The organism is Maribacter arcticus (genome assembly GCF_900167935.1).
Lineage (GTDB): Bacteria > Bacteroidota > Bacteroidia > Flavobacteriales > Flavobacteriaceae > Maribacter > Maribacter arcticus.
Window position 1 is genome coordinate 53,093 of record NZ_FUYL01000007.1, and the last position, 13,997, is coordinate 67,089.

A 13,997-nucleotide genomic window follows, 5' to 3' on the forward strand; every position below is an offset into this window, starting at 1 on the left:
AAGATTACCGAGGTAAATTTTGCATTACTAAAAATGGGACAGTAGGTGTTAGTCCTATTTCATCAATCGTAGAACGGTACAGCATATCTTCTAGAAATGAATGTCTAGAATTAACCATAACCAAAAGATCCATATCATTTTCATTAATATAGGTCATAATAGCTTTAGCTCTATTTTCTACAGCGGTCATAACAAAAGATAGCATGGCACTTGGTAAGCATTCTTCTAATAACTTCTTATTATCTAATTGTCTTAGACTTAAATCTTCAAAATCAGAAATATATAAGCTGTGTACTTGTGCTTTAAATTGTGCTGATAGTGTATCTAAAAGTTTAAGTTCTCTTCTTTTGTAGGGTAACATGTAGTTGCTAGGGAAAAGAATCTTTTTTGGTTGGGTGTATTCATACTCATCTGGAATTGCTAAAACCGGACATTTTACATATTTAAATACTTGAACTGTATTACTACCGAAGGTTATGCTAGAGCTGGCGGTTTTACCTTTTGTACCCATAATCATCAGGTCAATATTTTTGATGTTTACAAAATTATTGACAGCATCTACCAACCATTCAAATGAAGTGATTGCTTCGTAATGATGTAGCGGATTTTGGGTTCGCTCTTTAACTTCATTCACAAGTTTGCTTAATTCATTCTCACAATTTTTACCTATGGCTTGTTTTTCTTTTTCAAAAGTATCATTATTTACATTATGAAAAGGACCATAAACTTCATCTGCATAAGCATGAATAAAATAAAAATTGGTGCGCTCACATTTAAAAAGATTTAGAGCGTACGATATAGCATGATTCGCATTACTTGAAAAATCAGTAGGAATAAGAATGTGTTTCATAGTTTATTTTTGTACCCTAAAAGTATCTGAGGACAAAAAGAAAACCTATGATATATATCATGCGGTCAATATGAGACAAGAAATATTAGTGCAGATTAGGTGACATATTTAAGAACCTTAAGTTCTTTTATGCGTATGTTTCTCCCTTCAATTTCAATGAGGCCTTCTTTCTTAAAGCCTGATAATGTTCTAATTAGACTTTCAGTAGCGATACCTGCAACACTAGCAAGATCAGCCCGAGATATTTTTATAGGCTCAGAAGTATCTTTATTCATGATTTCAGCAAATTGTAATAAGGTTTGAGCAGTTTTTTTGCGAACCGAACTATATGCCATTTGTAAAAGTTGATGTTTAATATCTGAAATATTATCAGATAAAAGAGCCATCAATTCTAAGGGAATGATATGGTTTTCTGAAACAATTGTATTTAGCTGTTCCTTCGTTATTGCTGCCAGCTCTACTGGTTCTAAGGCGGTAGCCGATTCTTGATAAAGAGCATTGTTCATTAAAGAAGCGAACCCTAGAAAATCATCTGCATTATATAAGGTTGTAATAAGTTCCTTACCATCTTGATCCATGGTATGGCATTTAACAATACCTTTTAAAATAAGGTAAACATTAATTGATCGAGCTCCCTCTTCATAAATGGTGTCTCCTTCTTTAACTTTTATAATTTCCCCGTTATCATCGAAATAGTTTTTAAGTTGGTTAAGATTGCCAATCTCATCAGGGTTATCAGTTAGTGAATTTTCATTATCATTTCCTAACCGTAATAATTCTGCTTTTGCCAATCTACTTTCAATCGCACTCATTAAATCTTCTTCTTCAAAAGGTTTAGTAAGATAATCGTCTGCCCCTAAGTCCATTCCTTTCCTAACAGATTTATGTTCCGTTATTGCAGAAAGGAATATAAAAGGGATGTTTTTGGTTTGCTCGTCGTTAGACAATTCTTTTAATACACCGTAACCGTCTACTTCTGGCATCATAATGTCAGATATGATAACATCAGGCAAATTTTCTTTAGCAATCGCTATTCCTATTTTACCATTAGGTGCAGTGAGTACTTTATAATTAGAGAGTTCCAGTAATTCTGCAGTATTCTCGCGTAGCGCACGGTCGTCTTCTATTAGTAAAATGGTTTTCATTATTTTATATTTTTGATGCCTTAGGAATTTGTATAGTAAATGTGGAACCTATATTTTCTTCACTTATAAAAGTCAAAATAGCTCCTAAATTTTCAAGATGCTGCTTCACTATATTAAGACCAATACCAGTGCCTTGAATTAATAAGGCATTTTCAGCCCTAAAATAGCGGTCGAATATATGTTTTTGTTGTTCTTCGGGTATGCCTATACCCTCATCTATAACTTCCAAAATCAAGAATTCTTTTTCCACTTTAAAAAGAATTTTAATAATGGAGTCTTCAGACGAATATTTAACAGCATTATGCAGTAAATTGGAGAGTGCCAAGGCTAAAGTTTTTTCATCAAAGGTAATAAGCACCTCATCTATATTGTCTGGGTAACGAATATTTTGCCCAGTTTTTAATAGCATATTGGCATCATATACAACTTCATTAACTAATCTGCTTAACGGAAATTCTTCAATAGAATAATTGACCTTACCCAATTCTAGGCGTTCAACAGAAAGAAAGTCATTGAGAATTGTATTTAACTGCCTTACTTTGGTTTTAATTGTATTTACGTGTTTATCACGTTTTTCTTGTTGCTCGGTTTCTGTGTATTTTGAGAGTAAGGTTGATGAGGTGAGTATACTACTCAAAGGTGTTTTAAACTCATGTGAAACCAAAGATAAAAATCTTGTTTTGAGCTCATTGAGCTCCTTTTCTTTTACTAAGGCATTTGTTAATTGTTTGGTACGTTCCTGAACAGTTTTTTCAAGTTTTTGAGTATAATTTCTACGTTCGGTAATATCGGTGATAAGGGCCATTATATAAGAGCTACCATAAAGTTTAAAAGGATTTAAGCCCGCTTCTACAGGAAATTCCTCCCCATTTTTACGTAGACCACTTAAATCACGGCCATTACCCATTTTTCTTTTTTCACTCTTTTCTATAAAACTAGAAAAGTGCCCTTCGTGTTTATCATGATATCGTTTTGGAATTATACAGTCTAATGATTTACCGATGAGTTCATCTTTATCATAACCGAACATTTCCTCGGCAGAAGAATTTGTAGAAACAATTTGTTGTTTGATATTCACTAAAATAATACCCTCAGAAATTCCTTCAGACAATAAATTGAAAATATCACTATTTTTTTCAAAAACGTTCATGTTTAAATATAATCCTTAACTGATAATTATCATAATAAAGTTGATATTTTAAAAGTAATTTTTCAAAATATTAATTTCAATTTTTAAGATATGGTAAACTCACAAAAATTTGGTATTGAGCTTTATGAGAATTTAGGGAAGTTGTTCTATGCTATGGCAAGTATAGATGGTACGGTGCATATAAAGGAGGTTGATCATTTACGATCATACATTCGTAGTTATTGGTTAGATATTGATGCTATTGAAGATGAATATGGTTCAGATGCAGCCTTTAGGATTGAAACTACTTTTGACTGGTGTTTAGAGTATGAAAAAGAAGCTGACGATTGTTTTGATCAGTTTAAGGAGTTTTATAAGGAACATGTGAAGATGTTTACACCTGATATAAAAAGGTTGACTTTAGATACAGCCACTGCAATGGCAAATGCCTTTGCAGGTAAAAATAAGGCAGAGTTGATACTTCTTTCCAAAATTGAAATCTTATTTAGATAAACCAATTCAATCATTCCTTATTCAAAATTGAAGACTGATATTGGTCATAGTAATTTGATAATCAACAGCCTACTTTAGTTGAACAATTTAAATATAGAAATCATGAAAAAAAGAATATTTCTATGGGTATTTACCATATTGGTGGCACTACCCATATCGGCACAGGTTTTACAAAATATTGATGAAATAGCTCCTTTTAGTGAAGGCTTGGCAGCAGTACGCAAAGGTCAACAATGGGGTTTCATTAACGAAGAAGGCAAACTGGTAATTGAATTTAGAGATGACATTTACACGAACCCAAAAGTTGACGTAACTAAAAAAGATGTATTAGGTGTACAATTCCCCATGTTCAATGAAGGCTTATGCCTTATTAAGCAAACCGTAGAAGATGGTGTACCAGTATATGGTTTTATTGATAAAACTGGTGCAGTTGTAATTAAGCCGCAGTTTTTAAATATATATCCTTTTAAGGATGGATATACCACAGGTGTGTTATTAGATAAGACTGTTAAGGGTGAAAACGAATTTAAATTAGATATTTATGAATATAAATTCTTTGATGTGAAGGTTAGCACATCTGGGGAAATAACTGATTATTTTGAAAATAGAGATCATATTTTAATGACTATAAGAAGATATACAACACCTACTATCAATGCCAAGCTTATAAGTACCGGACTTGTTGCACTGCACACTCCCGATAACGGATGGACAATTAAGAGTTTAATAGAGAAAAAATAAAAAGATGGGACGATTAAAAAATAAGGTAGCGGTAATTACCGGTGGCACAGGTGGTATAGGTTTAGCTACAGCAAATCTATTTTTAGAGCAAGGTGCTAAGGTTGTTCTTGTGGATAACAATAAGGAAGCTATTGAAAAATCACGTGCTCTGTTAGATAACAAGAATGTATCCTATTTTCAGGCAGATGTTTCTAAAAAGGAGGATACAATTAAGTTTTTGAATCATTCTTTAAAAACCTTTGGAAAAATAGATATCTTTTTCGCTAATGCCGGTATAGAAGGGGTGTCAAGACCAATAGCTGATTACCCCGAAGATATATTTGATAAAGTAATAGCCGTGAATTTAAAAGGTGTTTGGTTAGGTTGTCAATATGTTATACCGAAAATGGAGGAGGGTGGTAGTGTCATCATCACATCTTCAGTTGCGGGTCTTAAGGGATTTGTTGGTTTAGGCGCATATGTTGCCACAAAACATGCAGTTGTAGGTGTTATGAAAGTTGCTGCTGCCGAAAATGCAAGACGAAAAATACGAGTGAATACCATTCATCCTGGCCCAGTAGATAATGATATGATGCGCAGAATAGAAAGTGATATGTCTCCCGAAAGCCCAGATGCTGTTAAAGATGGTTTTACGGCAGCCGTGCCTTTTGGGCGATATGCTACTTCAAAAGAGATTGGTGAATATGCATTGTTTTTGGCGTCTGATGAAAGTAAATTCATTACGGGATGTAAACATCTAATTGATGGTGGTATGCTGAATGCCTAAACGGTAATCTACAAAAACGTAAATAATATAAGACTTGAGTATATGAATGGTTTCATTGATATATTCAAGTTTTGTATTTAAAATGGTACTTTAGAAATAAAATTAGCATTCATGATAATTCATAATTTAGGAGAGGAAAATTCAGTTCTTAATCAGTTTATTTCAGAAATACGTGATTCGCAAGTTCAAAAAGATGCTATGCGTTTTCGACGAAATATTGAACGGATAGGGGAGGTTCTTGGGTATGAATTCAGTAAAGAATTGGAATATAGTCCGGCAATGGTAGAAACACCATTAGGCAGTAAGGAAATGAAGCTAAACCAAGATCAATTGGTAATCTGTTCAATTCTAAGGGCTGGTTTGCCACTTCATCAAGGACTTCTGAATTATTTTGATACTGCCGAGAATGGTTTTATTTCTGCTTTTCGTAAACATGAAGGCAATGAAGATAATTTTGAAGTAATAGTAAAATATTTTGCAGCACCATCTTTAGAGGGTAAGGTCTTAATCTTAACAGACCCAATGTTAGCAACTGGTAGAACTTTAGAAAATGTACTATTGGCCTTGAAAGAGCATGGAACTCCATCCGCAATTCATATTATCTCGGTGATTGGGTCTCAGCAGGGTATTGAGTATATAGATAAAATCTTTCCAGAGTATACCCATTTATGGATAGCCTCCGTTGATCTAGAATTAAATTCACGAGGTTATATATTGCCAGGTATTGGCGATGCGGGTGATTTAGCATTTGGTGAAAAGTTATAATATACCTTAATCACTATTTTTAGAGCGTTTCAACCATTTCACTAACTCATACCAAAGTACTGATAATCCGCCAGCTACAAAAGAAATTCCCAATTCATTAATGGATAGACTTTCAAATTCAAAGAAGTGAGAAAAAGGAGTGATATAAAGTAATATTAGTGAAAGTATTAGGGTAATGCCAATAATTAATGGAACCAAAGGATTTTTGTATTTTATAGTTGTGAAAATGGAATAATAAAAAGAACGATTGATTAAGGTTAAAAAGATATTTGCGAAAATTAGAACCATAAAAACCATTGTTCTTGTGATACTTTCTGAGAAACCAACTGCAACTGAATATTGATATACCGAAAGTGCGCCTAAGGTTATAGCGAGTCCTTGTATTACGCTTGTTGTTAGTTCTTTGTAGTTGAAAAATGTGGTGGAAAAAGGTCTAGGTTTTTTAAACATCAAATTCTTTTCCATAGGCTCATTTTCAAAAATTATAGAACATGTTGGCCCCATAATTAATTCAAGTAATATGACGTGCGAAGGAGAGAATATATTCGGATAAACCCATCGCAACGCTAGCGGAATAAATACGGTAAGAATTATAGGAATGTGGATAGAAATGATATACTGTATCGCTTTCTTTAAGTTGGTGTAGATTTTTCTACCCATAGCAATGGCATCGACCATTTTTGATAGATCATCATCGACCAAAATTAATGAGGCGGCTTGCTTAGCTATTTCTGTTCCTTTTTTACCCATCGCAATACCAATATGCGAGGCTTTTAAAGCTGGTCCGTCATTAACTCCATCACCAGTCATCGCTACTACTTCATTATTTTTCTTAAGTGCATTTACGATTCTCAGTTTCGCATCAGGAAACATTCTTGAAAAGACATTAATGTCTTTTACCTTCTCTTGCAATTCGGCATCGGAAAGTTGCATTAACTCATCACCAGACATAGACTTTTCATAACCTTTAAAGTTTATTTGCTTAGCAATAGCCATTGCGGTATTAGCATTGTCACCGGTGACTAATTTCACTTGTATTCCTGCTTTTTCAAAGTCTTTAAGCACTTGTGGTATATTTTCTTTTGGCGGGTCGTAAAAGGCAACGATACCTTTAAAGTCAAATTTAAAATCTTGCTGATGTTCAGGGTATGCTTGACCAGTAAAAATAGCCTTGCCTACTGCTAATAATCGATATCCTTCTTTTCCTAAACTATACATAGTTTCTTGAAGTTTATCTATTTCTAATGATGTTAAATTAGATACAGCAAAGATTGCTTCAGGTGCTCCTTTTGCGGCTATGATGAGATTTCCTTCTACATTTTCAAATAGATGGGTCATCATAGGCGGTTTACCACCTAACGGATATTCATGTACCATCTTGTAGTTAGGGCGTTCGTCTATAGATGTTGATTTACCATATGCGTTATGTAGTGCAATTTCCATAGGGTCGAAAGGAATAGGTTCACTTGCCCACATGGCCATAGTAACTAGGTCTTTTTCATTAGTTTCTAAGTTTTCATCAGCATTTACAACCTGTCCTGTTTCTAAAGTGAACAGCTTAGCTAAGGCCATTTTGTTCTGTGTAATGGTTCCGGTTTTATCTGTACAAATAACGGTAGCACTACCCAATGTTTCTACTGTTTTCATTTGCTTAACAACAATGCCCATTTTCATAAGTCGCCAAGCTCCTAAAGCCATAAAAGTGGTAAATGCAACAGGAATTTCTTCTGGAAGAATACTCATGGCCAAGGTCAGGGCTTTCAACAAACTGTCGAGTATTATTCCTGAACGTAAGTAGTTAATTACCCATACCAGTAAAAAAACCACGCCTCCCCAAATGGACATCAACTTTACAAAATTTGAAATTTTTAGTTCTAAGGGTGTTTTTTCCTCGTTTATATCTTCTAGGCTTTTTCCAATTTTTCCAAGTTTCGTTAGATTTCCAATCGCGTTAATTTGTGCAATTGCCAATCCGCTGGCTACGGTACTACCCGTAAAAATTGAATTATCAGAACTTTTAGAGTCCTTATAAATCGACAGCGATTCTCCTGTCAAAATAGACTCATCAACCGAAAAATCATTAGAGTGTACAATGGTACCATCTGCAGAGATTGTACTTCCTTCTTCAGTCATAAGGAAATCGCCAATAACTAACTCTTCACTGTCAATTTCTAGTACCTTACCATTACGTATAACTTTACTTTTCGGGTGGGTAAGATTTTTAAGATTTTCAAGCGCTTTTCTACTTCTAGAATCTTGGTATAGCGATATGGATCCTACAAGTATTATGGCCGAAGCTAAGAATATACCATCTCCCCAATTACCGGTAATGAAATAAATTGAAGAAGCGACTAATAATAATATTACCATGGGCTCTTTGGCAATACTCTTAAGCGCATCTAAAAAGCTATTTTCTTTTTTGTAGTTAAAGATATTTGATCCAAATTTTTCTCGCGAGGTAGTAACTTCTTTATCGGTAAGGCCAGAAATTCCGAAATCTGTTAGGCTATTCATAATCTGTTGTTAATATAGTATATATAGTTTTAAAACAACCCGTAATTAAGACTAAATTAGATTAAAACCTACTTCAGTATACTGACATTTATCATATGAATTGCAGGAATAAGGTTGCACTTTTATAGTAGAATAAATCCTTTAAGTTTATAATTATGGAAACAGAGATAAATGATATTCGAGTGATAATGAAAGAAACGTATACAAGGTTGGTCTCATTTAAAAGTGAGAATAATCAAGAGTCGTTTAATAAAGAGTTTTTAAAAATTCTTCCAAAAATATATCGATATGTAGCTAAAAGATTAAATAGTGCAGTGTCAAACGGAAAATTGAATAAAGGCATGTTTAATCCTAATGATTTTACGGATCAACTATTTATTGAAGTCTATGATAATATAGCAGAAATAAAAGATGAAAATGAACTACATGCTTTTCTCTTTAAAAAAGTAGATCAGTTACTGGAAGACAGTTTGGTGGAAGAGGAGTTTGATCATGTGTTCTTTGAGAATATAGACACCTATTCTAAACCAGAATGGGATGCTATGGAAGAGAAATATAGTAGAGACGGTGATGGGGATTTTGTAATGCTAGAAGAAATGGATGATAAATCCTTAAATAAGGATAACTATATACTTGACCATGTTTTTATTACTGATGAAGAAAAAGAACTTGCGGAAAAATTGGATGCTTCTTTAAATAAAGAGCGTATTGAACGCCATGTACAATTGGTACTTGATAGGATGAATTTAGGCATGAGAACGGTTTTTCAGCTTTTCGCAAATGAGGGCTTTACTTTAAATGAGATTGCAAATATTAGAGACGCCACGATTAGTGAAGTGGAGAAAGATTTACAAAAAGCGCGTAAAATTTTGAGAAACAGTATTGAGAAACGATTCTTAATTGATAGTAATTAGACTATAATTAAAAAGCTCTCATTAAACAATGAGAGCCTTTTTTTATTCTTTAGTCAAGCCTTATGTCATTAAGGTCTAGTTCTTATTATTTCGAACTTTACCAGTTAATTCGGTTATTTTAATACGAAAAACAATAGGTGCATCTTCAGCATCTATTTTAGCTGAAAACTCACTAATATATTTTGGATTCTCACCATAATTTTCATGAATCACTTTTTTTACGCCTTTCGAAAACTCATGTAACATATGTTTTGCATCTATTCGAGTGAGCTCTTCATAAGTACCTTGAACCAAAACAGATTTCCAATTTCCGATAGAAGCTATTTCGTCTGCAGCAAAGCAAACAGAAGTATTTTTACGCATTTCCTTTATTTTATGTCCTTCAGAAGAATAGCTGGTAATGGTATTCGTTTTTGAATCGTAGAAATAGGTAATGGGTACAATATGAGGAAATCCTCCTGAGATATACGCCAATCGCCCTATGTAGTTCTGTTCAAGGAGTGCTACACATTCCTTTTCATCCAAATTTCTTCTCATGACCTATTGTTGTTTATTAATGTGATAAATTTATAAATCATTGAAATAGTGACACATGATATTGGTCAGTAGTAACGAAACTTAAATAATCAACGAATTCTAGTTGATACCCAACGAATACTAAAAGCCTCTATAATTACCGATTGTACACAGTTAGATTTGACTTTAAATAGTACTAATCTAAAACAACGATTATGAAATTACTTTACACTATTTTACTATACTTAACCTTCTTAACAGGTTTTTCTCAAAATGATAAAAGCCCATATTTGTTAGTATCTACCGAAAATGCCGTAATCCCTTTAAAATCTTCAAAAACAGGCGTAGAAATATCGGGTATAATTGCCCATGTTCGGGTAACACAAGTATACCAGAACGAAGGAAGTCAAACTATTGAAGCTAAATATGTATTTCCACTTTCTACTCAAGCCACAGTACATAAAATGCAAATGACCATAGGCATTAGAATAGTTAATGCTGAAATATATGAAAAACAAGAAGCCCAGAAAGTATATGAGAAAGCCTTATATGACATTATACGATGCGAATCTGATAGTAATAACACCATTTTTCACCTTCAAGATAAACGTAAGATATTTGTAACCAAAACTTTAAAGTATTTTGCAGACCTTTTAAGTAGCCACGATTTTGTACGTGTACACCATAGTCATTTAGTAAACCTTCAATGTATAAGTACCTACATAAAAACAGATGTTGGTTATTTAATGCTCAAGAATGGCAAAAATGTTCAGGTATCTGTCCGTAAGAAAACGGAAATTATAGAGATTCTGGATAAGACGCATCGGTAGGTAAAAAATAAATATTCAATTATTGATTTCCTTTCCACGTTGTCATAAAAACAAAAAATCTTGAGTCAATTTTTATATTATTCTCAAAAACTTCATTTTTAGTTATATTTTATGTTAAGGTTAACATAATTGTTACAAAACCCTGTCTATTTTTAGAGAGCTAGAATTAAGGTCACGAATTCTGTGAATGATGATGTTGAATGATGCCATAAATTATAGCTGAACAGTTTTTGTAATTAGAACATTCATAAATACTATATATGTTGAGGTAAGATGTACACATAGTATATCTATCCTTTGAGAAGCAATTTAAAACGAACACATGAAAAGAAGAGATTTTGTACAGTATGCCGGGTTGGGTGCCGGAGCATTAATGATGCCGTCATTATTGCTAGGTAATGACATCCCGACGGAAGCTTTACTAGAGCCAGGAATGGATGCATTGGTGAAAAAGAGAATGGCAGATGTTGCTTTAAACACCGCTAAATCTTTAGGAGCAACTTACGCAGATGCTAGAATAGGAAGGTATCTAAATCAATACGTGTTCACTAGGGAAGATAAAGTACAAAATGTAGTCAATACAGAATCTTTTGGTATTGGTATTCGTGTTATAGCAAACGGCACTTGGGGTTTTTCATCCACCAACAGTGTTACTGAAGACGGAATTAAAAAGGCAACTGAACAAGCAGTGGCAATTGCAAAGGCAAATTCAAAAATACAAACGGACCCAGTTAAACTGGCACCTGTAAATGCCTATGGCGAGGTCTCATGGAAAACGCCTATTACAAAAGATTTTAAGGAAGTACCGGTATCAGAAAAAGTAGATTTATTATTGACTGCTAATGCAGCAGCTTTAGATAATGGAGCCGATTATGTAAACTCGGCTTTGTTTATGGTAAACGAGCAAAAATATTTTGCTTCTACCGATGGTTCTTATATTGATCAAGACATACACAGATTGTGGCCAACTTTCAGAGTAACTGCAATTGATAAAGCTAAAGGTAACTTTAAGACCAGAGAGAATATGAGTGCGCCAGTAGGAATGGGGTATGAATATTTAGATGGTCTAGAATCTGAAAAATTAGAAGGACCAGCTGGCTTACGTCTGTATAGGAATAGCTACGATATGGTGGAAGATGCTACCATCGCAGCAAAACAGGCCAAGGAAAAATTGACGGCAAAATCGGTTGATGCCGGTAAATATGATTTGGTTCTAGAACCAAATCATTTAGGCTTAACTATTCATGAATCGGTTGGGCATCCACTTGAATTGGATCGTGTATTAGGTTATGAAGCCAATTACGCAGGTACAAGTTTTGCAACCTTAGATAAATTAAAATCAGGAAACTTTAAATACGGTAGTGATGTTGTAAACCTTGTTGCCGATAAAACGCAAGTTGGTTCATTAGGTGCTGTAGGGTATGATGATGAAGGTGTAAAAACTAAAAAGTGGGATTTGGTACGAAATGGTATACTTACCAATTTCCAAGCTATTCGTGATCAAGTGCATATGATCGACCAAAATGAATCTCATGGTTGTTGTTATGCACAAAGTTGGGAAGATGTACAATTTCAACGTATGCCCAATGTTTCATTAGAACCAGGAAAAGACAAATATTCTATATCTGAAATGATTAAGGATGTTGAAAAAGGTATTTACATCGCAGGTCGTGGATCTTACTCGATTGATCAACAACGATACAATTTCCAATTTGGGGGTACCGTTTTCTACGAAATCAAGAATGGAGAGATTGTAGGTATGCTCGAAGATGTAGCCTACCAATCAAATACACAAGAATTTTGGAATTCTTGTGTTAAGATTTGCGATGAAGATGATTACCGCGTATTCGGAACTTTCTTTGATGGTAAAGGTCAGCCTTCTCAAGCAAGTGCCGTATCTCATGGTAGTTCTACTGCTAGGTTCAATGATGTAAACGTGATTAACACAGGTAGAACCATATAATTAGGTTCACCCAAAAAAATAGAGCAACAATGGCAATATATACTAAAGAGGAAGCAAGAAAAATTCTGGAAAAAGCATTAAGCTTTTCCAAGGCGGATACCTGTGAAATTAATTTAAACGGATCAAATAGCGGTAATATCAGGTATGCTAGAAACACAGTATCCACATCTGGGTATAGTTCTAATCAAAGTTTGGCGGTACAATCCAGTTTTGGAAAAAAATCTGGAACGGCTACAATCGATGAGTTTGATGATGCATCACTGGAAAAGGTGGTAAGAAGAGCAGAAGAACTAGCAAATTTATCTCCAGAAAATCCTGAGTTTATGGAACCTCTAGGGCCACAGATTTATGATGAGTCAATCAGTTTTAGTGAGGCAACGGCGAACATAACACCAGAATATAGAGCAAAGGTAGCCAGTAGTGGTATTGTGCCGGCAGCAGCGCAAGATGTTACTGCGGCTGGGTTTTTTAATGATTCTGCAGGTTTTAGCGCAATGATCAACTCAAAAGGACTTTTCGCCTATAACAAATCTACCAATACTGATTTTACCGTTACCATGAGAACGAACGATGGTACAGGTTCTGGTTGGGTTTCTAGAGATTTTAACGATGTAACAAAGTTCGATGCAGATGAAGCTTCGAAAACTGCAATAGATAAAGCTGTTTTGTCAAGAGAGGCCAAAGCAATAGAGCCAGGAAAGTACACGGTTATTTTAGAACCTGCAGCAGCATCAGATTTGTTGCGTAATATGTTTAGATCACTAGATGCGCGTTCAGCTGATGAAGGTAGAAGCTTTATGTCTGCAGCAGATGGCGCCAATAAACTAGGTCAGAAAATTGTAGATGAACGTGTAAATATTTGGTCTGACCCTTTAAATTCTGAAGTACCTACATCACCTTGGAATTATGCAGGGCAACCCTTAAAGAAAACTACCTGGTTAGAAAACGGAGTGGTTAAAAATTTGGCTTATGATCGTTTTTGGGCAAAAGAGAAGGGTGTTGAACCTGTTCCTTATCCATCAAACGTTATTATGGCTGGTGGTGATCAAAGTTTAGAAGATTTGATTAAAGGGACCAAAAAAGGAATTTTGGTAACACGTTTATGGTATATACGTAGTGTAGACCCACAAACCTTATTGTATACAGGATTGACTAGGGACGGAACGTTCTATATCGAAAATGGACAAATTAAATACCCTGTGAAGAATTTCAGGTTTAATGAGAGTCCGATAATCATGCTTAATAATTTAGAAACGCTTGGTAAACAAGTACGTATCGATGGTAATTTAATACCATATATGAAGATTAGGGACTTTACGTTTACCAGTCTTTCTGATGCGGTATAAATAAT

At 34.4% G+C, this 13,997-nt stretch carries 13 protein-coding genes; 8 read left to right on the forward strand and 5 right to left on the reverse strand.

Annotated elements, in window-relative coordinates; genetic code table 11:
• Positions 1-4 precede the first annotated feature (4 nt).
• From B5X55_RS11795 to B5X55_RS11805, 3 genes are all read right to left on the reverse strand, one after another.
• Positions 5-850: a universal stress protein gene (locus tag B5X55_RS11795; protein WP_079512836.1), complete on the reverse strand. Its 846-nt coding sequence runs from the start codon at positions 848-850 to the stop codon at positions 5-7.
• Positions 851-945: 95 nt separating this feature from the next.
• The gene (locus B5X55_RS11800) at positions 946-1,995 is read right to left on the reverse strand and encodes a response regulator (protein WP_079512837.1); all 1,050 of its coding nucleotides are present in this window, start codon (positions 1,993-1,995) and stop codon (positions 946-948) included.
• Positions 1,996-1,999: 4 nt separating this feature from the next.
• Complete coding sequence (locus B5X55_RS11805) at positions 2,000-3,145, reverse strand: PAS domain-containing sensor histidine kinase (protein ID WP_079512838.1); 1,146 nt, start codon at positions 3,143-3,145, stop codon at positions 2,000-2,002.
• A 90-nt stretch (positions 3,146-3,235) separates the two neighbouring features.
• Here B5X55_RS11805 and B5X55_RS11810 point away from each other — a divergent pair, with 90 nt between their 5' ends.
• The 4 genes from B5X55_RS11810 to upp all read left to right on the forward strand — a co-directional run bounded on the left by B5X55_RS11810 (position 3,236) and on the right by upp (position 5,909).
• Positions 3,236-3,637, forward strand: coding sequence for a hypothetical protein (locus B5X55_RS11810; RefSeq protein WP_079512839.1), 402 nt, complete (start codon positions 3,236-3,238; stop codon positions 3,635-3,637).
• Positions 3,638-3,739: 102 nt separating this feature from the next.
• Positions 3,740-4,378 carry a WG repeat-containing protein gene (locus tag B5X55_RS11815; RefSeq protein ID WP_079512840.1) on the forward strand — a complete coding sequence of 213 codons (639 nt, stop codon included), beginning with the start codon at positions 3,740-3,742 and terminating at the stop codon, positions 4,376-4,378.
• A 4-nt stretch (positions 4,379-4,382) separates the two neighbouring features.
• Positions 4,383-5,144: an SDR family NAD(P)-dependent oxidoreductase gene (locus B5X55_RS11820; RefSeq protein ID WP_079512841.1), complete on the forward strand. Its 762-nt coding sequence runs from the start codon at positions 4,383-4,385 to the stop codon at positions 5,142-5,144.
• Positions 5,145-5,255: 111 nt separating this feature from the next.
• Positions 5,256-5,909 (forward strand): uracil phosphoribosyltransferase, encoded by a 654-nt coding sequence (gene upp, locus B5X55_RS11825; RefSeq protein WP_079512842.1) that lies wholly within the window; start codon positions 5,256-5,258, stop codon positions 5,907-5,909.
• A gap of 6 nt (positions 5,910-5,915) precedes the next feature.
• On the opposite strand, the gene B5X55_RS11830 is transcribed toward upp, so the two are convergent.
• Complete coding sequence (locus B5X55_RS11830) at positions 5,916-8,423, reverse strand: cation-translocating P-type ATPase (RefSeq protein ID WP_079512843.1); 2,508 nt, start codon at positions 8,421-8,423, stop codon at positions 5,916-5,918.
• A gap of 155 nt (positions 8,424-8,578) precedes the next feature.
• Between B5X55_RS11830 and B5X55_RS11835 the strand changes: the two genes are divergently transcribed.
• Complete coding sequence (locus B5X55_RS11835) at positions 8,579-9,337, forward strand: RNA polymerase sigma factor (protein WP_079512844.1); 759 nt, start codon at positions 8,579-8,581, stop codon at positions 9,335-9,337.
• A gap of 75 nt (positions 9,338-9,412) precedes the next feature.
• Here the strand turns inward: B5X55_RS11835 and B5X55_RS11840 are convergent, their stop codons facing one another.
• Positions 9,413-9,874, reverse strand: coding sequence for a pyridoxamine 5'-phosphate oxidase family protein (locus B5X55_RS11840; protein ID WP_079512845.1), 462 nt, complete (start codon positions 9,872-9,874; stop codon positions 9,413-9,415).
• A 194-nt stretch (positions 9,875-10,068) separates the two neighbouring features.
• On the opposite strand from B5X55_RS11840, the gene B5X55_RS11845 reads away from it, so the two are divergent.
• The 3 genes from B5X55_RS11845 (at position 10,069) to B5X55_RS11855 (ending at position 13,992) form a co-directional block, all read left to right on the forward strand.
• A complete protein-coding gene (locus tag B5X55_RS11845; protein ID WP_079512846.1) occupies positions 10,069-10,683 on the forward strand; it encodes a VIT domain-containing protein in 615 nt (204 codons plus the stop codon).
• 322 nt (positions 10,684-11,005) lie between these two features.
• Positions 11,006-12,646: a TldD/PmbA family protein gene (locus tag B5X55_RS11850; protein ID WP_079512847.1), complete on the forward strand. Its 1,641-nt coding sequence runs from the start codon at positions 11,006-11,008 to the stop codon at positions 12,644-12,646.
• 29 nt (positions 12,647-12,675) lie between these two features.
• Entirely contained in the window at positions 12,676-13,992 is a 1,317-nt protein-coding gene (locus B5X55_RS11855) for a TldD/PmbA family protein (RefSeq protein WP_079512848.1), read from the forward strand.
• Positions 13,993-13,997: the final 5 nt, after the last annotated feature.